Origin of the sequence: Sporosarcina limicola (assembly GCF_014873855.1) — a bacterium.
Lineage (GTDB): Bacteria > Bacillota > Bacilli > Bacillales_A > Planococcaceae > Sporosarcina > Sporosarcina limicola.
This window is the reverse complement of record NZ_JADBEL010000001.1, coordinates 221,198-244,136: the sequence shown is the minus strand read 5'-3', so window position 1 is coordinate 244,136 and position 22,939 is coordinate 221,198. Positions and strand designations below refer to the sequence as shown.

Sequence of the window (22,939 nt, the reverse complement as noted above, 5' to 3'; positions counted from 1 at the left end):
CTGTTTTTCTACTATACTAATCATAGGCATCATACATACTAAAAGACCGAAAAACAAAGGGGAATGAGTAACATTCGAATCAAATGGAAGAAGCTGCTTTTTCTTTTTACTACTGTCTTCTTGGTGATTCAAATCATCGGCAGCTTCTTTTTCTATGAGTTAGCAATCAAGCGGGGACCGAAAGAATTCTTGCAGAAGAATGCAGATTTGGCAGTGTCGGATCAGGCAATGGAACTCTTTTTGAATGGAAGTTGGATAGATTGGGTGGTTGCTCAAAAATTTGAACAGCTCACTTTAACATCACGCGATGGACTGAAACTGTCAGGCTACTATTTACCGGCATCCAAGCCGACAGATAAATTGGTTATTTTAACGCATGGTTATTTAGGAAATGCGAAGCAAATGGGGCTATTTGGACAGTATTATCATAACGATTTGGACTACAACATTTTCATGCCTGATGCACGGGGGCATGGGAAGAGTGAGGGGGATTATTATGGGTTCGGCTGGCCAGATCGACTTGATTTGATTGATTGGACTTACTTTTTGGTGAAGAAGCTTGGGCCTGATACTAAAGTGGCCTACCATGGTTTATCGATGGGTGCGGCGACCGTCTTGATGGCCAGCGGTGAAGAAGAATTACCTCGCCAAGTCAAGGTCATTATAGCGGATAGTCCGTATGAATCTGTCTATCAATTATTCAAGTATCAAATGAATCGGATGTTTTATCTGCCGGCATTTCCGTTGTTAGATAGCACCAGCGTGTTAACGAAAATTAGAGCAGGTTATTCATTCAGAGAAGCGAGCGCACTGAATGAAGTGGAGAAGACGAATGTCCCGATCCTGTATATCCATGGGGAAGGCGATACATTCGTTCCTACGGAGATGGCGAAGGATTTGTATCAGCATACTTCAAGTGACGCAGAACTCTTGCTTGTCCCGAATGCGAACCACGGTGAGTCCTTTGCATTGGCTGAAGATAAATACAAAATGACAATAGATCATTTTCTCAATCGTTATATAAAATAAATTTAATGCTGTTTTCATTGAAGAAGTGTTAACTAATTCAAGGATTTACGGACATCTTTTTAAGTTCCCCGATAGCCATGCATTTAGGGTATCAAGGCATTAAAAAAGGAGAACTCCTGAAAACCGAGTTCTCTTTTTTATATTTTTATTCACCTTTCAAACCCAAGATTCACAGGCTCGTTTCCAAGCGTTTCCACCTCACCCAACCTTATATCCGTCACAGGAATGGTTTCATCCACTTCCTCAAACTTCATGCCATCCATAAATAATTTACCTTCTCCGGAAAGAAGAAAGCCGAACGAGATTGTGGATGCATCTGCTGGGATATCAAGTACTACGCTACAATGGCCCCAGTCGTGTGTGCCTTTGATGAGTCTGTTGTGCATATTGTCGAATGCGACGGTGTCTCCGTTGGCCGTATCGACTCGCATCCACAACGCACCCGATCCGGAAATAGTGTCCGCCTTTGCGAATGCGGATAATCGTATTCTTTTTCCGATGTAGAGGTCGGTTTTGATTTCTTGCATCATCGTTACGAAGCCATTGGGAGTCAACTTTGAATCTCCTTGGAGATAGGCGGATGCCTTTCCGGTATGAACCGTTGTATAGTCTATCCCTGTCAGATAATCTTGTGGGTTGCTGCCACTAATCATCCATCCTGTTGGTGCGGTCAATTGAAACGCCTCCTTGTGAAATAGAAAATCTCTGAATTGAGTTCTGTACTTTGCAGGGGGCATGGCAAATAGCATTTTGAAAGCGCGCGTAAAAGATTCCTGCGTTGTGAAGTGGTGTTCCATCGCGATATCGATGATTCGCTCTTTGGAACGGATGAGTCGCTGTGCCGCATTTGTTAATCGTCGCTTCCGGATATACTCCCCGATGTTTTCTCCTGTATGTTTTTTGAAAATGCGTTGGAAATACCAGTGGGAAATCCCACAATATCTTGCTACTTCCCTGGATGAAATCTTTTCGAGTACGTTTTTTCCGATGAATGCGATTGCTTCATCCACAACGATTGCATGATTTTCAAACATCGCGTCGCCCCCTTTCATATTCATTGTATAACGGAATGAAAATGGAGATTTGACTTTTTGTGCGAAAGTGTAGAGATTTGATTTCACTAGATGAGAGAGGATTTTGGGTGCACTTATTGAATAGTATATAGAGTTTGTTATCTGGACGTGGAAAAACTTGTTGTAGAACTATTGAATGTTTCTTTCTAAGAATGGGAGTGATTTTATGTTTATTGTGAATACCGAAGCGTTACGAACAGGAGTTGAGATATCGTGGAGAAAATAGTTTATGTCGTTCGTCATTGTGAGGCGGAGGGGCAGGCTCCAGATGCAGATCTAACTTCGAAGGGTGTCTCGCAGGCGAAGCAGCTTGGCCGATTTTTCGCAGATATTCATATTGACCGAATCATTTCAAGTCCATACGTTCGAGCGCAACAATCGATTGGAGCTCTTTCGGAAGCGAAAAGAATCAGTGTGGAGACAGACAACCGATTCGCTGAACGCATGTTGAGTAAAAGATCGATGGATGATTGGATGTCAAAATTGGAAGATACGTTTTTAGATTTTCATTTGAAATATGAGGGTGGAGAATCGTCGAATGAGGCGACGGCACGGGTTCGGGATGTAGTGGATGAGCTAAGTGATGGCTTGCGTATAGTGCTTGTGACGCATGGAAATCTGATGGCTTTGTTGTTGAAGAGCTTCGATGACCGCGTCGGTTTTGTTGAATGGAAGTCGTTAACAAATCCAGATGTGTATTGGGTGCGGATTAGTGATAATGGTGCGTCGGTGGAGAGGATTTGGGGCGTGAATGTTATTTTATCGGAATAAAATAACGTCCGCACGAAAGGAAGCAACAAATTTAGTGAACAAGATAACATCTAATGGTAACTGGGGAAGGACCTCTTTTTAAACGTTTAAAAAGTCTGGGATATAAGTGTTGAGATTAATAAAGTTAGAGGATACGTTGTTAGATTTGCATTCGACAAAAAAAGGATGAGTAGGTGAAGACAATCATGGAGAATGAAATTCTGAACATATTTGATGAAGATAGGAATCACATTGGTGTTGCTACACGTGAAGAAGTACATAGGCTTGGACATTGGCATGAAACCTTCCATTGTTGGTTTGGTAGTAAAGAAAATGGCGTGTATTATCTGTTTCTTCAGCTGCGAAGTGAGTTGAAAAAAGATTATCCGAATTTGTTGGATATCACTGCTGCCGGTCATTTATTAGCACATGAAACTGTGCATGATGGCGTAAGAGAGGTCGAGGAAGAAATTGGTGTCGCAGTTTCTTTTATGGATCTAGTGCCGTTGGGGGTTATCGATTATTGCGTAAAACAGGAAGGTTTTATCGACAAAGAATTGGCGAATGTATTTTTATATGATTGCCAAAATACGTTGGAGCAATTCACGTTGCAAAAAGAAGAAGTTTCAGGGATTGTGAAAGTGGTATTCGATGATTTTTATGAGCTCTGGTTGGGGGACGAGGAAGAAATTAGGATTCAGGGATTTGGGATAGCGAAGGATGGAGAGAGGATTTCAATTAATAAGCTTGTTGGAAGAGATGGATTTGTGCCACATGGGAAACTGGTTTATGAAGAAATTTTGAATTTGATTAAAGGGAAAATTAAATAAAAAAATGGCTGTCCAATTATTTCTATACAACGAAAAATATGCTATACTAAACACAACTTAAAAGTGAAAGGGCTGAGGGTGGACGATGAAGTACTAATCTTGTAATTCCGGGAAAGTGAATTTTTTGTTCGAACGGAAAACAGGATTGGTCTGTCCATTTTAAGTAGTTTCCTTTCTCTTTGCGCATGCAACGGGTTTTTTTGAGGAACTTTGAAATCTGGATAGTATGATGACTGATCCTTCCGATTATCTTTCGGGGGGATTTTTTAATCCCTCGATTATGGAGGAATGGCTATGCTTATTGGAACATTAAATCATTTATCATTTGCGCATGGAGAGACAGTAATTTTGAATCGGTTGTCTGCGGATATTCCAGAGGGAGCTTGTATCGCGATTGTTGGGGCGAATGGTGCAGGTAAGACGACATTAATGTCGATGTTAGCGGGAGAAATTGTACCGACAGGGGGTTTGATTGCTTGGAATGGATCTCCACCCTCCGTTACGTATTTTAGGCAGGAGCAGGAAGTTGAAGGGGATACTGATTGGGAGCAGGCAGAGACGCATATTTACCGGAGTAAATGGCATGTGCCAGAAAGAGTTGAGTATGCTTCGGCGAGTGGCGGGGAACGGATGAAGATGCGTCTTTCTGCTGCACTTGCAGAGAAGAGTCGTCTTACTTTGCTGGATGAACCGACGAATCATTTGGATAGTGATAGCCTGGATGAACTCATTCGGTTGATTAATAAAGGCGGAAGTACGTATGTGATTGTGACGCATGATCGGCATTTCATTGACCAGACGGCTGATTTTGTATTCGAGATTGAGTATGGGAAGTTGACGGCGTATAAAGGGAATTATTCGGATTACAGGGATAAGAAAGCGTCAGACCGAAAGAATCAGCAGAAGCATTATGAGCAGCAGCAGCGGAAAATTGCGCAAGTGGAGGGCCAGATCGCGGAGCTTACGAATTGGTCGTCGAAAGCACATGCGGCATCAACGAAGAAAGATGGTTTCAAAGAACATTTTCGTATGAAGGCGAAAAAAAGGGATGTCCAGGTTCGTTCTATGCGTACGCGACTGGAAGCAGAGCTTGAGAAGGACCGAATTGATAAGCCTGAGAATGAAGTGGATGTGTCCTTCGAGGTGAAGGGGCAGCAGAAAAAAGGGAAACGGGTACTGGAGTGCAAAGGTGTTCGGAAAGCGTTTGCGGGGAGAGAGTTGTTTAAGGACGTGTCGTTCACAGTGCAGGCCGGCGAGCGGATTGCGCTTGTTGGTCCAAATGGTACCGGGAAATCGACTTTGTTCAAGATGGCGTTGGGGGAAGAAAGTTATGCGGGTGAATTGTGGAAAACGGCTGGGATGTCGATTGGTTATTTGAGTCAGACAGTACTGGATTTGCCTGGGGATATGACGATGGCGGAGTATTTTTATGCAGATACGTTCCAGGAGCAAGGGATGATCCGCATTAATTTGACGAATCTAGGTTTTTCGGAGAAACAGTGGAACCTTCCGTTGTCGGCGCTAAGTCAGGGCGAGCGTGTGAAGGTGAAGCTGATGCAGTTTATCTTAGAAGGAATGGATGTGTTGCTGTTGGATGAGCCGACGAACCATCTGGATTTGCCTTCGAGGGAGGAACTTGAAAAGACGCTGGAGACATTTCCTGGAACGCTGTTATTTGCATCACATGACCGCTATTTCAATGAGCGGATGGCGGATGGATTACTGATCTTTGGTGATGGAACGATACAGAAAGTGCCGATGACGTTGCGTGAGTGGGAAGAGCGGGGCGTTGTTCAGCAAACGGATAATCAGCTGGAGGAGCGACTGCGTCTTGAGACGGAAATGCAGGCGGTGCTTGGGAAGTTGAGTTTGATGAAGCCTGGAAGTGGTGAATATGCTAGGTTGGATAGGGTTTATAATGAGTTGAGTAGGCGGTTGAAAGCGTTGAAATGAATTCGGCGGTTATTCGGAAACTCTTAGTAGTCTGATTCTGGATTCGGCTACGAAGAGTATAGTCTGAAAGTCATGTTTTGAGAATAAGTTTGTGAACTTGACGGATATCCAAGCAAAAGTGGAGGATATCTTTCTGAAAGTGACGGATATATTCGCAATAGTGACGGATATCTTTCTGAAAGTGACGGATATATTCGCTGCAATAGTGAATAAATAGCCGACCCCTATTTTTACTAGGAGTCGGCTGTTTATTTTGATTAATATTTGATCAAGAAGTGTATCGTCGAGCAGGACAAGGCTTTATCCAAAGTAAACAACGTTAATGTTCCCCTAAACTGAACAACATTGTCACGCCGGAAACACCTACACCATCTCCCTAATCTTCACCCCAACCCTGTTCCTCTCTAATCGTACAGCAAGCATAACCCCGAGCAATGCACCACTTACGCTAGAAATGATAAATGGCGGCACGAAGAAAAATGCTGTAACGGTTGTGCCCATCAAAATCTTAGCGTAGGGAACGGCGAGTAAGGAGGCGATGATACCGGTTCCGATAATTTCCCCGGTTGCTGCGAGCCAGGCTTTGCCGTATTGCCTATAGAGAACGCCGGCAAGGAATGCGCCAATCATGCCGCCCGGAAATGCGAGTAGCGATCCAGTACCGGTCAATACGCGAATCAATCCAGTCAAGAATGCGATAATGACGGCTGGAATTGGGCCGAGCATGATGGCCGCGACGACGTTGACTGCATGCTGGATTGGATAGGCGCGTGCGATGCCTGCCGGGAATGACACGAATGTTGAACCGGCAACTGCAATGGCGACGAACATTGTCATGATGACCATTTTTCTTGTGTTCATGAGGTGGCACCTTCTTCATTCAAAATAGAGTCGATGGCTTTCTTGAAATCACATGCCGCAACAAACGGGTTACCAGCAGCTGCGATGGCTGAAATAACGGATACGCCTGCCGCACCCGCTTCGATGACGGGAGTGAAATTGGTCGATGTGATGCCGCCAATACCGACGATTGGTAAGTCTGGATATGCATTTGCTATTGTTCGAATCATATCTGTTCCAGCAACGGGTTTTGCGTCCGCTTTCGATGAAGTAGCATAGACGGGTCCCATCCCAATGTAATCGGCACTTACTACCAAGGCCTCTTTCACTTCGTTTTCGGTATGTGTAGAAACGCCAAGGATTTTATGGGTACCAATCTGTTCCCGAACCACTTTTGCATGTTCATCGTCCTGGCCGATATGCACCCCGTCCGCGTCCACTGCAATCGCTAAGTCGACATCATCATTGACGATGAATGGCACATTATAGAGTCCACAAAGTTTTTTGCAGGCTTCCGCGAATTTCTGCTTTTCATTCCCACTTAGTGCCCCAGGACCTTTCTCTCTTAACTGAAAGCATGTCACTCCGCCACGAAGTGCCGCCTCTAGTACGTCTAAAGGGTCAGCTGTTCCAGTATTTGTACTACCCATGATGAAATACAACCGCAGCATCTTTTTAATCAATCAAAACGACATCCTTTCCCGCCGTTTTACCGAGTCGCTTATATGCCCAATGATTAGTTGGCCCGTGCCCGCCTCCAAGAGTTAGTCCATCCGCTATGGCAGCTTGGATGAAATGCTTGGCTGTAATAACGGATTCTGCGATTGTTTTCCCTTGAGCGATTTGAGCCGTAATGGCCGCGGAAAATGTACAGCCGGTACCATGTGTATCTTTGGTTTCAATCCATTCGGAGCGTAGCGTAAATCGTTCGCCCGCAGCAGATAGGAATAGATCCTCTGCATAGTTGGCTTGTCGACGATGACCGCCTTTCATGACGACCGCTTTAGCACCTAATTTCAAAAGTCGATTAGCCGCTTCCACAACATCGCTATCCGATTTGATGCTCATGCTAGCCAGCACTTCCGCTTCGGGAATATTTGGCGTAATCACGGATGCCAGTGGAATGAGTAGTTCTTTCATGGCCTGCACCGCTTCATCTAACAACAACGAAGCACCTCCTTTTGCGATCATGACTGGATCGATAACAAGCGCGGACGGGCCGTATGATTGTAACGTCTCTGCCACCGCTTGTATAATATTGGCTGAAAATAGCATGCCTGTTTTCACTGCGCCGACGTTGAAATCATCCATCACTGCACGAATTTGAGCAGTCACTCCTTGTGCGTCAATCGGATAGACACCGTGAACGCCGCGTGTGTTTTGTGCGGTCACCGCGGTTAATGCCGACGTACCGAAGACACCCAGTTCCTGAAAAGTTTTCAAATCTGCTTGGATACCTGCACCGCCGCCACTATCAGAACCTGCAATTGTTAAGGCTACAACAGTCATTATGAGCTACCTCCATTTTTGTTGATGAATCAATGTTTGTTATGAATTAAGTACCTTAATCATTTAATGAATTAAGTACCTTAATCATTTAATGAATTAAGTACCTTAATCATTTAATGAATCAAGTGAGTTTAAAAAGTGAACTGCGAAATCACCCGGTCCGACAGCTTTTTCTGCTGCTATTTCACCGGTTCGCTTATAGAATGCTAATGCAGTTGCGACAGCATCCAAACGGTTTTCATTTGCGACAGCTAAAAAGGCGCCAGTGACAGCACTTAGTAAACAGCCCATTCCGGTCACGCGGGACATAAGTGGATGACCGCCTGAAATATGTGCTAAATTTTCTCCGTCCGTTACTAGGTCTTCCTTGCCGGTTACTGCAACGAGGCAGCGGTGGTTACTAGCGACTTCTTTTGCGATAGTGGCAATATCTGCATCGCCTGCTCCTGCGTCCACACCTTTTGCACGCCACGAGACACCGGCGATTGCTGCTAATTCTCCGGCATTACAACGGATGAGTGATACATCTACTTCATTCAAAATTCGTAAAACGGTCTCTTTACGGAAAGCGGTTGCTCCGGCGCCGACGGGATCGAGGATGACGGGTTTTCCATGTTTATTGGCGCTTTTCCCGGCTAACAGCATCGCTTCCACAGTCTCGCGTTTGAGCGTACCGATATTTAATACGGTGCAAGATGATACAGCAGCAATTTCCGCTGCTTCTTCCACAGCGTCCGCCATGACGGGTGATGCACCAAGTGCCAGCAGGCCATTCGCTTGGAAATTAGCGACGACGATATTTGTAATGCAATGGATGAGGGGCTGCTCTGTTCGCAACTTCTGTAGAAGATTTTCCGTTGTTTCCATCATTTATTCCGCGTCAATTCATACGAACCAATTGCCCACGCTTGTTTCGTCCATGCCATCTCCCAGAAATGCCACTCATAATAGCTACTTTTTCGGAAATGTTCTTTCAGTTCTTCGCGGCGCTCTGTAGAGAGTCCTTCCGCTAGTTCATTCATCCGCGTGATTTGTTCCATCACCGCATTCTCAAACCACTCAGAACCGTATGTTTGAATCCATTTATCGTAAACGGGGTGATTTGGTTTCGCCCCTTTCAAACGTTCTCCGATTTCATAATAAAGCCAGTAGCAAGGGAGTAGTGCAGCGAGAATATCCGCTAGGTCTCCTTCAAATGCTACGCGATATAAATGCGATGTATAGTCATAGGCCGTGGGCGCCGGTTGGAAGGTTGCTAATTCTTCATCTGTCACGTCAAGCATTTCGAAAAAATGTTCATGCAATGCAATCTCGGCGCCGCATGTGATTTCCGCATGCTGTGCAAAACGCTGAGTCGTCAAAATTCCTTTTGCTTTCACCGCAGCAAGCGCATGTACTTTTGCAAAATGCTGTAAATAATACGAATCCTGTTTAACGTAATACTTGAATACGTCCTCCGGTAATATACCTTCCGCAATTTGTTTAATGAAGGGATGATCGAAACTCCCTTGCCACAAATCATCACACTCTTTACGAACTTCTTCACAAAACGTCATCTAGTCCAACTCCTTCTTGTTTTTTAAATACAAAAAAGCCACCTACTGATCTATGTCAGGAAGCGGCCCACGGTTTTTTGGTTTGATAAAATAAATTGCACGCGGTCCCACTTCCCTCCGCTGGTATCATCCAGATCAGGTTCCAAGGGTCCGCATATATGGTTACGCGTCTCAGTCTTCTACAAAGACACCCCTAGTGGTGTAGTTCTATTTAGTTTTCTCTACGACTATAACATACTTTTAGATCTCTGCGATATGGGCAACCTAACCCATACAAAGGAGGAATCACGCGAATGAATTCAAAACCGATTTTTGAGATAAAAACAGTTACTCATGTACATGATTCGATTTCCTTCACATGGAATGATACGGGCGGATTATATAAAGTGTATAGAGACGGAAGTCATCTGTATGAAGGGACGGTACCGGAATTTAGTGACGGGGATTTCAAGCATGCGAAACTGTATAGCTATCTAATCGAGCGAGTTGAAAACTGTGAAGTGGTCGATTGTATAGCACTGCAAACAACGGCGTTTGCCGAACAGAAAAACAAGGATAATCCGCTTCACTCCCTAGTGCTGACAACGATTGTAGCAAAGACACAAATTGCTGTGTCTTGGGAGGAAATCAAAGATGTCGAGGAGTATGCGGTTTATCGGAATGGGATATATTTAAAAACAGTGACAACGACTTGTATGATCGATCGGGATTTTTCGTTGGATGAATCATATACGTACACTATCCGCTTCAGGCGTCCGCTTGCGAAGTCGGAGGAACGGCTAAATATAAGTAAATCGGTTGTCTCAAAAATTTTTGGCACGCTCAATCCATTTTCATCGAAAGAAGAAGCGGCGGTTGAAGAATTCACGGTTCAGAAAATGATTGCGGAGCCGAGGAAATTGCTAACGCCTGTTCAGGAAAGGTCGCGTCATGTGCGCGTCGATAGATGGAAATTTCGTTACACAACGTTTTTGGCAGAGAAGTGGGTTAAAAATCCGAATCTATTATCACCCAATCGCTATTTCAAAGGGGATGATAGGGGGTTTAATTCGAATGGGGGAAGTTATCGTACCCGTGTGGATATTGATCTCGCGTATGATTTAGATCGCACTCCTCTTACGTTTACGAAGGATGTCGGAAAGTCGGTTGCGTATAGCTATTTAAAACGCATGCGCAAAAAGTTGACCGCATCACATGAAGGGATTGTTTTGAAACGGTTGGACCATAGGAAGGGGGAAACGGGGTTCCATCTCGAACACGCTGTTGGAAATCCGCTCACAACTGCCCCGAAAATCGACTATGAAGTTCACGCGATTATGCGTCATGACGGGATAGTTGATCTAACGGGCTACCATGATCAAGCGCCACATCACGAAATTTACATCGTGTGCGGTGAAAGGGGTGAGTCGATTGCTATTCATCAAGCTGAAAGTAAAGGACTTGCCTGGCTGTCCGACGTCATTGCTTGGCATTATTGGCGGTTTTCAAATTTTGAATGAAAGTAGATGGTTTTTAGGTTTACAATCAGATTTTTGGATAGTTAAATTGGGGAATGTTACTATATATATGATGAATAACAAAGGAGACGGAAAAAATGACAAGTACAAAAACAGCAGTTGTTTATTATAGTTCAGGTGGTACAAACTACCAACTTGCACAATGGGCAGCGGAAGCGGCAAAAGAGGCTGGTTCTTCTGAAGTGAAAATTTTAAAAGTGGCAGAGACAGCGCCACAAGCGGCAATTGACTCGAATCCAGCATGGAAAGCCAACATCGAAGCAACAAAAGATGTACAGGAAGTAACACCGGAAGACCTTGCGTGGGCGGATGCAATAATCTTTAGCGTACCAACACGTTTCGGTAATATGCCGGGTCAAATGAAAAATTTCTTAGATACGACGGGCGGAGTTTGGGCACAAGGAAAGCTTGCCAATAAAGTAGTGAGTGCTATGGCTTCTGCCGGAAACGCACACGGCGGGCAAGAAGCGACGATTCTTTCTCTTTATACGTCAATGTATCACTGGGGATCGATTGTGGCGGCGCCAGGTTACACAGATGGCTCCGTATATGCAGCGGGAGGCAATCCGTATGGTACGAGTGTGACAGTTGGACAAGATGGAAAAATGGTCGAAGATATCGAAGCTGCGGTTAAGCACCAGGCGAGACGTACAGTAAAAGTTGCGCAAGCGATGAAACATTTAGAAGTGTGATTGTAATAACCCGATTCTTAGATCTGTCAATTGATGGATTCAGGAGTCGGGTTTTCTATATTTCATAATATCGGACTTTTGAGTAATTAGTCAATACTAAGCGTGATACAATACCGTTGAGGTTGGTGCCCTCGTATATAAACCCGGAAAAACTCATAGAAAATTGATCCAGATATTCAAAATTCTACGTATATGACAGATAGACCTCAAAAAAGTTAGGTAGAGAGTTAGGGTTTCTTCTCAAATAATTTCAATTTCTTCTTTAGAAATTTTAGTTACATGAATCGTCTGCTGTCTTTTTATATATTTCTGGCCATCACTTTGCTTGGTCATTTTTTCGATTAAAAAAGTCTTTGGTATGTAGTAACCCAAATTTATATCTTCCATAATTCCGATATGTACGTAAGTTTTTTGGAATTGGTCATAAAATAATAATTCACAATCTACGTACGTGTTTACAGAAACTTTATCAGGGTCAAATAACAAACCCTTTGGAGATTCGAATAGCCTCGGAACTAAATAGAAAAAAACGAACCTAGCCTTATTATCTGTAAAGCCACCCTTGTTTTTCACCTTTAGGTCACTAAAATCAATGATACCGTTTTTAATAGTATCCCATCCGGCTTGCCCTTTGTATGGTCCGGTGTTTCTAACATGTCGACGGACAATACTTTCTAAACCAAATAAGTGACAAAAGTTTTCTTGGTCAAACCTTAATTCAATTGTTCTTTTTACTGGTTTCTCACCCGATTCATCAACAATTTCAAATTGATAAATATATGGATTCAAATACGTCTCATAATATTCACGAAGAAGATTCAATGTAATCAGATTGATTTTGGGCTATTCAATTAAATTGAATAAATCTGGACAAGTAAGCGACATGGTTTCCCCTCAATATTAACGCTCTATTGTTTTTATATGAAAAATAGAGCCTTGATTTCTTGAAATCAAGGCTCTACTTTTCATATAAAGCAGCTATCAGGTTTCGGCACAAGTTTAATGTCTCCGCCGCAGAGAATTCGAGGTTGTTCCCCGAATGACTTTTTTAGTCCATCATATCAACTACAATTTTAACGCCTAACCCTAAATTTTGTCAACCAACTAAACGTACAATTCAAAATCTGGGTGCGAAGACGTACGGTGAAAGTTGCGCAAGCGATGAAACATTTAGAAGCATAATCGTAAGATAAAAAAGCCGACCTACGAGGGGTCGGCTTTTTGTGTGCATTTCAGACCAAGTAATCTCTTTGCGTAATGATGTGGAAAGAATTTCATCGACACAATGCCCATTACAATCACTATTTCAAATGGATTAAACGTCATCTAAACCTCGATTTTTCATAGTATTAAGCAGAAGCGTTAAACGGTTAATTGGCCACTATTAGTTTTCACAATTTTACGTGACGGCATAGATAAAACAACTATTGTTATCACTAAAATAATCAAGATGGTTGCGTCGAGTATTGGATTGTAGCCGCCTTTACCTATAAACTGAATAAAATTGTGCAGCGTATGAAATAGGATCAGCGGATAAATACTGCCGTTTTTGATCATTAATTGTGCGAGTACAATACCGAGAAGTAGCGCGTAAGCTACTTGTAGCAAAGTTTGCTCTATGCTCTGCCCTGATAGGCTGTTAAGGATATGCGATAAGGAAAACAATAAACTAGAAGTAATAATCGCTGTAACGATTCCTTTAGGTACTAAAATGTGTACTATGAGCCCTCTATAAATACTTTCTTCAACAAAACCAACTAAAATGGAAAAGCCAAGATAAAATAGAATTGTTTCTGGAGCGGTGTAGTTAAACCCTTGGAAGCATAAGATGATTAGAATCAATAGAAGAGGCAAGTAGAGCAGCCAATTTCTCCATGCTTGCCCGATTTTGAAGCCGAAAGAACGCCATTTTCTTTTTAATGTAAAGTACAGAATAAGAACGACAGCAGTCGGAATGAATGAAATCAATACTGGCGAGGTATAATCTAACTGTTTAATCGTGGCAATCGCGCCGGCAATAAAAACCGCCAGTAAGAAGCATACCTCAATCAGTATGACGCTTAAAATCGGACGTTTGGCAAAAATGTTTGTCTTCTCATTTGACATTAGTTCACTTTCCTCTCAATAATCTCTTCTAACCAATCCAGCTCCATTTCAAGATGTCGCACTCCATAGCGTAAGACGGAGATGCGGTAATAGAAATCTTCGGGATTAGTAAGAGCGGTTACTTCCTCTGAAACAATTTGCTCGACTTCTTTAAGTTTTCCTCTTTCGTTTTTCAATTGCAAATGAAATTGTTGAAGGAGATCCGTTCGTTTTTCTTCATCAAGATAGTCGATAAAAAAGATTTTTAATAAATGCTCATTTTTAGAACTTTGTAGTGGTTGTGCAAGCCATTTTAAAAAAGCCTCTTTTCCTACTGGATTGACCGTATAGATTTTTTTGTTTTTGCTGTTGCCCTCCACCTCTTTTGCAGTCACCCATTCTTTTTCCTCGAGCCTTTTCAGTGCAGGATAAAGACTGCCAAAACTCGCTTTGTAGAAAAAGCCTATTGAATAATCAATTGTTTTCTTCAAGTCATAGCCACTCATAGGCTGTTCATGTAATAAACCGATAAGAATATATTCAAGCATTTTTTCACTCCTCTTTATATATCGATACTATATATCGCTTAGGTATATGAGTCAATCGTTTTTATTAAGAAAACTAGCAACTTTTTCATTTGAATCTCCTTGCTTTCTCACGATACATGAAAAAAGGGCTGTCTCATAAGTCGGCAAAATTTCGACTTATAGGACAACCCCATAGCAATTACTTTCTTTTTACGTTCATATACGTACAGCATTTCAGTCCGACTTTTCAAACCAACGAATCTTTTTACGCAATACAATGGAAAGAATCATCATCAACACAATCCCGACAACAATCACCATAAAGAATGCTACAAATACGTCTCCTGTTCCCGCTTCTACTTCTTTAAAACTTAGAAAACGCTGCTCTTGTTGTTGGATAAAAAAGCGTGACACTTCCAAGAAAGCGAGATGAAACCCGATACTTGTCCAGAGGTTGTTCGTCAAAATACGCAGAAATTGAAGCATCAAACCGAACCCGAGTAAAAGTATGATGTAATCGACTGTGATGACCATACCTCCTATGCCGACTAGCTCTTGAAGACTTACAACCGCAAGAGGTGCGAGGACAAATAGAACAGGTTGAACCAGTAATGCTACAATCCGTGGTACCCGCATCGTTAATATGTGATATGTATACCCCCTAAACACGACTTCCTCCGGAAAAGCCTCATAGAAGAAGGCGAATAGTACATTTACGAGGAATGCTAAGACAAGCTTAGAGGAAAAATGGAATCTGATATCATAGATCCAACCTAGGGAATAAGCGATCATAAGCCCCGTTCCAGCTAAGATAATGACTAAACCGGCTCCGATGAACACATAAGGAATTCCTTTTTTTAATCGTGACAACCCTAAATCATTCCAGTGATTGAGCCCCAGTTTTCTTTGCAATAAATAGATGGAAGGTATCACGGTGCCTGTAACGATAATTGCTTGAACAATTTGCCATAACCAATTTGGCGCATCTGCATTCCGGAATGCAGTGCCGACGATTGTAGCAAAGAGTAATCCTACTACGAATGTTAACCAACCGAGAAGGAGATAAAGCCACCATGACTTTGCTTTTAACACATCATTCACTTCACTTTCGCAGGCCTTGGCCAAATGAAATAAGAGATTGAAATAACGAAGTCAATACCGAGGATGAATGACCAGGTTTTTAATGTTCCGAATAATGCTTCCGATCTTGTTGGGTCGTCTATGAAATAGATCATCACGGCGAGGAATGCGGCGCCGATGATGTAGGCAAGCAGATGCTGAAAAGAGCCTTTCATAGAGTGACGCGCGTGGTCCATTCCCGTTTTACGGACGGGTCTCTTTCCTTGTTTCTTCACATAATAAAGGAACCGTTCGTCGGCCCATCGAATCATGCTTTTCCCAAAAGCAATCGATGCTCCGAGGTAAATGGCTGAAATCGCGTGAACCTGCGTTGCTGTCGCTCCGTTATATAAATCTGTTGCTGTGACGATGAGGAGAATAAGGTCAATGACAGGCGTCAACGCCAGAAAGAATAAGCCAAGTTTCTCACGGTTGAAAATATAGCGGGTTAAAAGGCCGAGTAAGATAACAACCCAGAACCCGATTTCGCAGGCAACAATTGTCCAAGCAACAAAATTCATCTAAGCACCCCTTTTTAATACAACTGTATTGTTTTGTATTTATCATAGCATAAGCTATTTATTTAATACAAGTGTGTTGTTTAATTGCTAATCATTTTTCTTCTGATAAAATAAGAGTATGCCTAAAATTGTAGATCATGAGGAAAGAAAGAAGCGCATTGCCGAGGCGATGTGGCGTGTCATTTTGGATAAAGGGATGGAAGGGGCGACAGTGCGGAATATTGCGGAAGAGGCGGGGCTTTCACTTGGAGCACTCCGTCATTATTTTCAAAACCAAAATGATTTGCTTGTCTATGCGATGACGCTTGTACTGGAAAGGGCGAATTCACGTATCGAATCGGTTATGAAGCGTGACATACCGCCGAAGGAAAAGGTCATTGCTGTTTTACTTGAAATTGTGCCGGTTAACGCGGAAACGCTTGCGGAAATGGGCGTCTGGTTTGCGTTCACGGCGTATGTGAAGCATCGAAAAGATATCCCAAATGTACCGGAAGACGGTATTTTTGAAGGAACGCAAAAGTTTATCGGCTATTTGCACGCAACTGGATTATTGAAAGAAGGGCTCGACCTGGAACTTGAAATCGAGCGGCTTTATGCGTTCATTGACGGGATTGCCATGCACGCGTTGCTTGATCCGCAGCGTTTGGATAGCGAGCGGGTCATAAAAACAATCGAGTACCATATCAATTCAATCTGCGTTGAATGAAAAGCACCCTTCGTTTCTACTTTTTTAGTGGAAGCGAAGGGTGTTTTTAGTTGGAAAAAGGATCATCATAATAAATGATGGTTCTTGTGAAATACTCACTTTAAAGATCGGGTCAATTCGTCGTAAAAATTTTCTCTTGTTCCAGCTAGCAATACGACAATTAATTTACCATTATCCTCATGAATCGTATAAGCAATTTCGTGATTAATGCCCCTATAGTTCACGTCATAGCCATAAATCCCACTTAAATTACCCCGTTTAGGTTGTCCAATATATGGATTTTCACGAATCAGTAAGAGTTCATTTTTATAAGCTGTGATTAACGGTTTTTCTATTAGCTTTTTAAAATAGCGTTCTGCCGCTGATGCAAATACCAACTCATACATTAGCCATTCTCCGAACCGAACACATCGTCAAAACTTGCGGCACGTTTTTCGTCGCTTGCAATCTGATCGGCTTCTTCTAATAGTGTACCTATAGACTTCTGGATAGTCCGGCTATAGATTTCAAAGTGCTTTATCAATTCATCACCGGAAAAGCCTTGTGAGACAAGATCCTTTAATATTTCTAATGAAAACTCGCTTGTATCCCTGTGTAGCGGGCGTATGACAATTACATCGTTTTCCACGAAGCATTCGACTTCACTGTCTAAATTAAGTTCGTTAAAAAACTTTAATGGAATTGTGATTTGGCGCTTTTTTGAAACGCTAATTATTTTTCGTTCCATCTTATCACTTCCTACGGCGGTTACTGGCATCGTTGCCACCTCCTTGTCAGTATATGCAAAGTGAAACAAGTATATGCGGATATCTTTGAAATCATTATAACAAGGAAACCCGGAAACAGTCTATGAAACAGTGTAGAGTTTCTGAAATGCTTGCGCTTTAATGAAAAGTTAGCACGATGAATGGTTTATCACGGCCTTGGAGCGAGTTATCACCGTCTTGACCTGGTTTATCACCGCCACGCACAAAAAAACGGAAAAGCTGATTAGCTTTTCCGTCCCACATCTTACTTATTCAAATAAGCCCACGCGTATTGTGCGTATAATTCCGCTCCCGTAGCAAGCGCATCTTCATCGATGTCAAAGTTGCCGTGGTGGTGCGACCATTCTGTATCTTTGTTGGGATTACCACTGCCGACAAGTGCGAAGCTACCGGGTGCTTCATCAAGGAAGAATGAGAAGTCTTCGGCGCCCATTGTCGGTTTTTCATCAAACAAGACGTCTGATCCAAACGCTTCAGCAGCAACTTGCTGGACAAGATTGGCGCTTTCTTCGTCATTGATGACTGGCTCGGTTCCACGAATATATTCGACCTCCGCTTTTGCACCATACATGGCGGCGACACTGTCAGCGTATTGCGTGATGCTTTTTTCGATGTGATTGCGCGTGTCTTGATCGAACGTACGGACTGTTCCTTCAATCATGGCGTTTTCAGCAATAATGTTGAATCGTGTGCCGACATCCATTTTCCCAACTGTGAGAACTGCGGGACTTTGCGGATCAATTGTCCGTGAGATGACGGTTTGGATATTTAAGACGAACGAAGAGGCAACGAGTGCAGCGTCGATACAGTCTTGGGGAATGGCACCATGGCCACCTTTACCAGTGAAATGAACTTTGAAAATGTCGGCTGCCGCAAATGAAGGCCCTGGGGAACAAGCTACTTTATGTGTCGGCATTTGCGACCAGATGTGGATGCCGAAGACGTTATCAACGCCTTCCATGGCACCCTGTTTGACCATTGCTTTAGCCCCTTGTGCAATTTCCTCAGCAGGTTGGAATAGAAGGCGAACGGTACCGGATAGCTCGTCTTTTATAGTAGTTAACGCTTTTGCCGCGATTAGAAGCATTGACGTATGCGCGTCGTGACCGCATGCATGCATTTTCCCTTCTATTTTGGAGGCGTATGGAACATGTGTGTTTAATTGGTCGACAGACAGTGCATCCATATCACCGCGAAGCGCGACGGTTTTGCCAGCTTTCATGCCTTGGATATCTGCGATTACGCCAGTTGGTACGGTCCTACGATAGGGGATACCAAGTCCGTCAAGGTATTCACAAATGAAGGCAGTCGTTTTCACTTCTTCAAATGACAACTCCGGTTCACTATGAAGCTTGCGACGTAACTCAATTAGTTCGCCATTAGACTGCGTAATGGCGTCTTTAATTCTCTGATTGATCATAGCTCATTTAGCCTCCGTTAATCATATTACTATTCCTAAAAAAAGTATTCGTACGGTCGTCTTATAGGAATTCGACAAAGAAGCCTGCTAGGATGACTGATACGACTGTGACGCTTATGAATCCACCAACGAGCATAGGCGGCATCATATGACTCGTCAATGCTTCTCTTTCCTTTTCATCTTCGGTTAGCGAGTTAATGACTTCATTGGTGATAATGTAGTCAGCTGGGAAGCCATATAACGCAGTTAAGGATACGGCGAACGCCATTTCCTTGCTCACTTTTAGTACTTTTCCGATAAGTAATGAGAAGATGTACATTCCAATGACGCCTAAAACGATACAGCCGATGAGTGGGTACAGAATCTCCATCATCATAGAAGGTGTCGCACTTTTTAACCCGTCAAATATGAAAAGCATCAGTGCCATCATGGCTAATCCGAAGCCATTCGCTTTTTGTAGCACTTGACGCTCCAAGAATCCTACGCTCGTTGCGATGATCCCGAATAATAAGCAAAGTACAAAAGGGCTCACGGTCACGATAGGTGCAAGCAGTGTAGATGTGAGATAGGCGAGATAGCCAACAAACGCAAGTCGTAAAAACTTGAAGTAGTTGGTATTGTATTTTTCCGGAATTTTACTAAATAGTTTAAGTTCTTTTTTGGGCTCCAGAGTTAGTGGGTTGATATCTCCACTTTTCACTTCAAGGGTGCCACTTCGGTATTTTCCAAGAAGCATCTTGCCTTCTTTTTTGAGAACAATTGACGTAAGTGGGTAGCCAGCGAAGCCTTGCATAACGTAAATGACGATGGCAAATACAGACAACGTGACAAGACCAGCATTTGCAGCCCCTTCTGACATGATCAAAGCGGATACGACACCGCCTACGAGAGGTGGAATGGCGACGATGATGGTTTTAACATCAAATAACAATGTTCCAATTCCGAATAAAGCGACAATAATACCCAAAATTCCAGCAATGGAGATTAAAATCGTTTTCCATTGTTCTTTCAGTTGTTGGATAGACAATAATGTACCCATATTTGTGATGAGTAGGTAAATCATCATCACCGCAACAGTAGGCGGCACGCCGGAGAGTGCGACAATATCTTGTGGGAAAAACGTCCAGTAGCCAAGTAAAAATAGTACAGCGCAGACGAAAACGGATGGAATCCAAGCTTTTGTTCGAACTGCAATTACATCTCCAACAAATAGAATAGCGACTAAAATAACTAAAGCGAGCATTTGGGGCATGTATTCTCATCCTTTCGAATAATAATGAATTTCAACAACAATAACACGTATTTTTATAAATTAAAAGCGTATTTTGTGTTTTTGGAATACTATTTTAAAAGAGCTGGAAAAGAAAGCGCTGTCTTGGAAATAAACGTATTACACATAGTTTTTACAGTTTTTGGTGATGAAAAGGGGGAGCAATACTTATTTTGAATAGTAAAAAAGGAAAAGCATTAGCGCTTTCCCTTTTGATTATTAGTAGGCAAGGAAATTATGAATTTCGTTCCAATCCCTTTTGTGCTCGTAACTTTAATCGTCCCCTTATGCATCGTGACGAGCTGTTTCACGATGGACAGACCGAGTCCGAATTCGCCGTATGGGTTTGTAGTGCGCGAGACGATAGCTTTGTAAAATCGGCTCCAAATCCGCTCGATTTCATCGGAGTCCATACCAATGCCTGTGTCTTCAATTTCAATTACTGTTCCACTATCACTTGCGAAGCCACGTAGATGAATCGTTCCGTTATCCGTGAACTGGATGCTGTTTTTCGTTATGTTAATCAAAATCTGAGTGAGCCGATCGTAATCGGCAAATATGCGGATAGCGGAATTAGCCGTGACAAAGATGTCATTTCCGCGTTCCGTTGCTGCACCGTTTAGTTGTTCTTTGATGATTTCCAGCAATTCGACGAGTTGGATATCCTGTTTCACCAACTGCACTTGATTGGAACGGATTCTTTCGTAGTCGAGGTTTTCATTGACAAGACGAATGAGTCGCATCGTTTCGTTGCTGGCGAGTTGAAGACCTTTCCCTTTCTCAGATTCAGAAATCATGTCGTTGCGTAAGCCTTCAATGATGCCGCGAATGGTTGTGAGTGGCGTTCTTAATTCATGTGAAACATCAGCCATGAACTGTCGACGCCGATTTTCCAGATTTTCAATTTCTTCCATTGAAACGTTTAGTTTTTCGACCATACCATTGAAATCATCAGCGAGTTCACTGATTTCATCAAAATCGGAAGAGGGAATCCGTACGGAATAATCGCCTTGTGCAACTGCGGAAGTGGCCTCTTGTAACCGTTTAATGCGTCTTCCGTGGAAAGTCGATAATATCCAACTGAGAAGGAGTGCAACCGCGAGGGCGATGATTGTTGTGTAGATTAAATAATTGTTCATCTGTGAAATGACTTCCCGCGAGCCTTTGATGGGGGAGGTTAACAAGATCCCACCGACAAATTGGTGGTTAATGACATAAGGGAGCAAAACGAACGTGACGCCAACGTCGAACCGTTTGAAATCCTGTTTCACGGTAACCGTATGGCCGTTTTTAATATTGGCCCATTCTTCTGCATTTAGTTCGTTAAGGGGCGTCTTTAAGCCTGTCGAGTAGATAATGACGGATTTTTCATTGAAGAGGCTGTATTGAATATCGCGGGCATCGAGGACATGACCATAGGATTGCAATGTCCTTCTTGAATTCAGCTGGTCACGCTCGATGTCACGTAGAATAGCCTGTCCGTAGGTTGCGAGTTCCTCGGTTTTATTATCATAGACGAATTGCTCGACGTAGTGGGAGAAGAGCAGACTTAGGATTAAAAAAGCAATTACAATCACGCTGACATGACTTGCGAGCTGTTGGTATAAGTATTTGATTTTCATTTTCGTTCACCGATTGTTTCATCGAATCGGTAACCGACGCCCCAGATTGTGTGGAAAAAGGTCTGATTGTTCGTCGAGATTTTCGTGCGAAGTCGCTTGATATGCACGTCGACAGTTCGGTCATCCCCGTAGAAATCGTATCCCCACACGCGGTCGAGGAGCTGTTCACGTGAAAATACTTGTTTTGGATGTTGCACGAAATGACAGAGCAAATCGAATTCTTTTGGGGTCAGATTTTGTATTTGTTTACCGTTGAGCAATACTTCACGCGTAGTTGAATTAATTCTAAAATGAGCGCTTTCAATGACGCCCTCTTCTTGGAGGGTCTCTTTTAGAGCAGAATACCGGCGTGTCACGGCTTTGATACGGGCCATTAGCGCGAGCGGGCTAAACGGTTTCGTGACATAGTCATCCGCGCCCATTTCAAGTCCCAATACTTGCTCCGACTCGCTGTCTTTAGCGGTTAACATGATGATGGGTGTTGAATAATTTTCTTCGCGAAGCTTGCGGCAAATCGTTACACCGTCCATTCCGGGAAGCATCCAGTCGATGATTAAGCAATCCCATTCGCCTACGCGTGCTTGATGATAGCCATCGAGCCCATCCATAACGAATTGTCCATCGATTCCTTCTTTAGATAAGAATAGTTCGAGCATGGATGATACGCTTTCGTTGTCTTCGATTACTAGGATTTTCAAGGGAGTGGTCCTCCTTCCAGTGTCGCTGTTCATTACAAAATTATACTCAAGACAGGAATTGTGCAACTGTTAATGATCGGTTGAATGAAAGAATAGTTTCTTGTACAGTGGAATGGGTCGGTTGAACGAAAGAATAGTCGGTTGTGCAGTGTGATTGGTCGGTTGAATGAAAGAATAGTCGCTAGTACAGTGTGATAGATCGGTTGAATGAAAGAATAGTCGCTTGTACAGTGGAATTGGTCGGTTGAACGAAAGAATAGTTGCTTGTGCAGTGTGATTGGTCGGTTGAACGAAAGAATGGTCGCTTGTGCAATGTGATTGGTCGGTTGAATGAAAGAATGGTCGGTTGTGCAGTGGAATTGGTCGGTTGAATGAAAGAATGGTCGGTTGTGCAGTGGAATTGGTCGGTTGAATGAAAGAATGGTCGGTTGTGCAGTGGAATTGGTCGGTTGAAC

The 22,939-nt window shown here is 43.0% G+C and carries 26 protein-coding genes and 1 riboswitch; of the genes, 8 read left to right on the top strand and 18 right to left on the bottom strand.

Translation table 11 applies throughout. The features are described 5' to 3' along the window. The first annotated feature begins 63 nt into the window (after window positions 1-63). Window positions 64-1,029, top strand: coding sequence for an alpha/beta hydrolase (locus tag H4683_RS01315; protein ID WP_192597008.1), 966 nt, complete (start codon window positions 64-66; stop codon window positions 1,027-1,029). 149 nt (window positions 1,030-1,178) lie between these two features. Here the strand turns inward: H4683_RS01315 and H4683_RS01310 are convergent, their stop codons facing one another. Next, window positions 1,179-2,063, bottom strand: a complete 885-nt coding sequence (locus H4683_RS01310) for a helix-turn-helix transcriptional regulator (RefSeq protein ID WP_192597007.1) — start codon at window positions 2,061-2,063, stop codon at window positions 1,179-1,181. Window positions 2,064-2,315: 252 nt separating this feature from the next. On the opposite strand from H4683_RS01310, the gene H4683_RS01305 reads away from it, so the two are divergent. The 4 genes from H4683_RS01305 to H4683_RS21845 all read left to right on the top strand — a co-directional run bounded on the left by H4683_RS01305 (window position 2,316) and on the right by H4683_RS21845 (window position 5,852). Next, window positions 2,316-2,873, top strand: coding sequence for a histidine phosphatase family protein (locus H4683_RS01305; protein ID WP_192597006.1), 558 nt, complete (start codon window positions 2,316-2,318; stop codon window positions 2,871-2,873). Between the two features lie 173 nt (window positions 2,874-3,046). Further along, window positions 3,047-3,682, top strand: a complete 636-nt coding sequence (locus H4683_RS01300) for an NUDIX hydrolase (RefSeq protein WP_338062373.1) — start codon at window positions 3,047-3,049, stop codon at window positions 3,680-3,682. A 294-nt stretch (window positions 3,683-3,976) separates the two neighbouring features. Beyond that, window positions 3,977-5,635 carry a ribosomal protection-like ABC-F family protein gene (gene abc-f, locus H4683_RS01295; protein WP_192597004.1) on the top strand — a complete coding sequence of 553 codons (1,659 nt, stop codon included), beginning with the start codon at window positions 3,977-3,979 and terminating at the stop codon, window positions 5,633-5,635. A gap of 91 nt (window positions 5,636-5,726) precedes the next feature. Continuing rightward, on the top strand, window positions 5,727-5,852 hold the full coding sequence (locus tag H4683_RS21845) for a hypothetical protein (protein WP_275403053.1): 126 nt from the start codon (window positions 5,727-5,729) through the stop codon (window positions 5,850-5,852). A gap of 146 nt (window positions 5,853-5,998) precedes the next feature. On the opposite strand, the gene thiW is transcribed toward H4683_RS21845, so the two are convergent. The 5 genes from thiW to tenA all read right to left on the bottom strand — a co-directional run bounded on the left by thiW (window position 5,999) and on the right by tenA (window position 9,540). Next, window positions 5,999-6,496, bottom strand: a complete 498-nt coding sequence (thiW, locus tag H4683_RS01290) for an energy coupling factor transporter S component ThiW (protein WP_192597003.1) — start codon at window positions 6,494-6,496, stop codon at window positions 5,999-6,001. After that, complete coding sequence (thiE, locus tag H4683_RS01285) at window positions 6,493-7,146, bottom strand: thiamine phosphate synthase (RefSeq protein ID WP_192597170.1); 654 nt, start codon at window positions 7,144-7,146, stop codon at window positions 6,493-6,495. The genes thiW and thiE overlap by 4 nt, the downstream gene beginning before the upstream one ends. Window positions 7,147-7,150: 4 nt before the next feature. Continuing rightward, window positions 7,151-7,984 carry a bifunctional hydroxymethylpyrimidine kinase/phosphomethylpyrimidine kinase gene (gene thiD / locus H4683_RS01280; RefSeq protein ID WP_192597002.1) on the bottom strand — a complete coding sequence of 278 codons (834 nt, stop codon included), beginning with the start codon at window positions 7,982-7,984 and terminating at the stop codon, window positions 7,151-7,153. A 105-nt stretch (window positions 7,985-8,089) separates the two neighbouring features. Continuing rightward, window positions 8,090-8,851: a hydroxyethylthiazole kinase gene (gene thiM, locus H4683_RS01275; RefSeq protein ID WP_192597001.1), complete on the bottom strand. Its 762-nt coding sequence runs from the start codon at window positions 8,849-8,851 to the stop codon at window positions 8,090-8,092. Beyond that, window positions 8,851-9,540, bottom strand: coding sequence for a thiaminase II (tenA, locus tag H4683_RS01270; RefSeq protein ID WP_192597000.1), 690 nt, complete (start codon window positions 9,538-9,540; stop codon window positions 8,851-8,853). Before tenA ends, thiM begins: the two co-directional genes overlap by 1 nt. A gap of 95 nt (window positions 9,541-9,635) precedes the next feature. Then, window positions 9,636-9,745, bottom strand: a riboswitch (TPP riboswitch). A gap of 88 nt (window positions 9,746-9,833) precedes the next feature. On the opposite strand from tenA, the gene H4683_RS01265 reads away from it, so the two are divergent. Together H4683_RS01265 and wrbA are read left to right on the top strand one after the other, a co-directional pair. Next, on the top strand, window positions 9,834-11,039 hold the full coding sequence (locus H4683_RS01265; RefSeq protein ID WP_192596999.1) for a DUF3238 domain-containing protein: 1,206 nt from the start codon (window positions 9,834-9,836) through the stop codon (window positions 11,037-11,039). A gap of 95 nt (window positions 11,040-11,134) precedes the next feature. Further along, window positions 11,135-11,749: an NAD(P)H:quinone oxidoreductase gene (wrbA, locus tag H4683_RS01260; RefSeq protein ID WP_192596998.1), complete on the top strand. Its 615-nt coding sequence runs from the start codon at window positions 11,135-11,137 to the stop codon at window positions 11,747-11,749. Between the two features lie 240 nt (window positions 11,750-11,989). Here the strand turns inward: wrbA and H4683_RS01255 are convergent, their stop codons facing one another. The 5 genes from H4683_RS01255 to H4683_RS01235 form a co-directional block, all read right to left on the bottom strand. After that, on the bottom strand, window positions 11,990-12,538 hold the full coding sequence (locus H4683_RS01255; protein ID WP_192596997.1) for a PBECR4 domain-containing protein: 549 nt from the start codon (window positions 12,536-12,538) through the stop codon (window positions 11,990-11,992). A gap of 573 nt (window positions 12,539-13,111) precedes the next feature. Then, window positions 13,112-13,855, bottom strand: a complete 744-nt coding sequence (locus tag H4683_RS01250) for a CPBP family intramembrane glutamic endopeptidase (RefSeq protein ID WP_192596996.1) — start codon at window positions 13,853-13,855, stop codon at window positions 13,112-13,114. Further along, complete coding sequence (locus tag H4683_RS01245) at window positions 13,855-14,382, bottom strand: PadR family transcriptional regulator (RefSeq protein WP_192596995.1); 528 nt, start codon at window positions 14,380-14,382, stop codon at window positions 13,855-13,857. Before H4683_RS01245 ends, H4683_RS01250 begins: the two co-directional genes overlap by 1 nt. A 213-nt stretch (window positions 14,383-14,595) precedes the next feature. Further along, on the bottom strand, window positions 14,596-15,453 hold the full coding sequence (locus H4683_RS01240) for a CPBP family glutamic-type intramembrane protease (protein WP_192596994.1): 858 nt from the start codon (window positions 15,451-15,453) through the stop codon (window positions 14,596-14,598). A gap of 5 nt (window positions 15,454-15,458) precedes the next feature. Further along, window positions 15,459-16,001 carry a hypothetical protein gene (locus H4683_RS01235; protein ID WP_192596993.1) on the bottom strand — a complete coding sequence of 181 codons (543 nt, stop codon included), beginning with the start codon at window positions 15,999-16,001 and terminating at the stop codon, window positions 15,459-15,461. 118 nt (window positions 16,002-16,119) lie between these two features. Here H4683_RS01235 and H4683_RS01230 point away from each other — a divergent pair, with 118 nt between their 5' ends. Next, a complete protein-coding gene (locus H4683_RS01230; protein ID WP_192596992.1) occupies window positions 16,120-16,707 on the top strand; it encodes a TetR/AcrR family transcriptional regulator in 588 nt (195 codons plus the stop codon). A gap of 95 nt (window positions 16,708-16,802) precedes the next feature. Here the strand turns inward: H4683_RS01230 and H4683_RS01225 are convergent, their stop codons facing one another. The 7 genes from H4683_RS01225 to H4683_RS21190 form a co-directional block, all read right to left on the bottom strand. Next, a complete protein-coding gene (locus H4683_RS01225; protein ID WP_192596991.1) occupies window positions 16,803-17,093 on the bottom strand; it encodes a type II toxin-antitoxin system RelE/ParE family toxin in 291 nt (96 codons plus the stop codon). After that, window positions 17,093-17,464: an AbrB/MazE/SpoVT family DNA-binding domain-containing protein gene (locus H4683_RS01220; protein ID WP_192596990.1), complete on the bottom strand. Its 372-nt coding sequence runs from the start codon at window positions 17,462-17,464 to the stop codon at window positions 17,093-17,095. The genes H4683_RS01225 and H4683_RS01220 overlap by 1 nt, the downstream gene beginning before the upstream one ends. A gap of 254 nt (window positions 17,465-17,718) precedes the next feature. After that, a complete protein-coding gene (locus tag H4683_RS01215; protein WP_192596989.1) occupies window positions 17,719-18,894 on the bottom strand; it encodes an amidohydrolase in 1,176 nt (391 codons plus the stop codon). A gap of 61 nt (window positions 18,895-18,955) precedes the next feature. Continuing rightward, a complete protein-coding gene (locus H4683_RS01210) occupies window positions 18,956-20,146 on the bottom strand; it encodes a hypothetical protein (protein ID WP_192596988.1) in 1,191 nt (396 codons plus the stop codon). A 215-nt stretch (window positions 20,147-20,361) separates the two neighbouring features. Beyond that, window positions 20,362-21,786 carry a sensor histidine kinase gene (locus H4683_RS01205; protein ID WP_192596987.1) on the bottom strand — a complete coding sequence of 475 codons (1,425 nt, stop codon included), beginning with the start codon at window positions 21,784-21,786 and terminating at the stop codon, window positions 20,362-20,364. After that, window positions 21,783-22,484 (bottom strand): response regulator transcription factor, encoded by a 702-nt coding sequence (locus H4683_RS01200; protein WP_192596986.1) that lies wholly within the window; start codon window positions 22,482-22,484, stop codon window positions 21,783-21,785. Before H4683_RS01200 ends, H4683_RS01205 begins: the two co-directional genes overlap by 4 nt. 69 nt (window positions 22,485-22,553) lie before the next feature. Further along, window positions 22,554-22,939, bottom strand: a 386-nt coding sequence (locus H4683_RS21190) for a hypothetical protein (RefSeq protein ID WP_225941805.1), incomplete at its 5' end; no start/stop codon positions are given.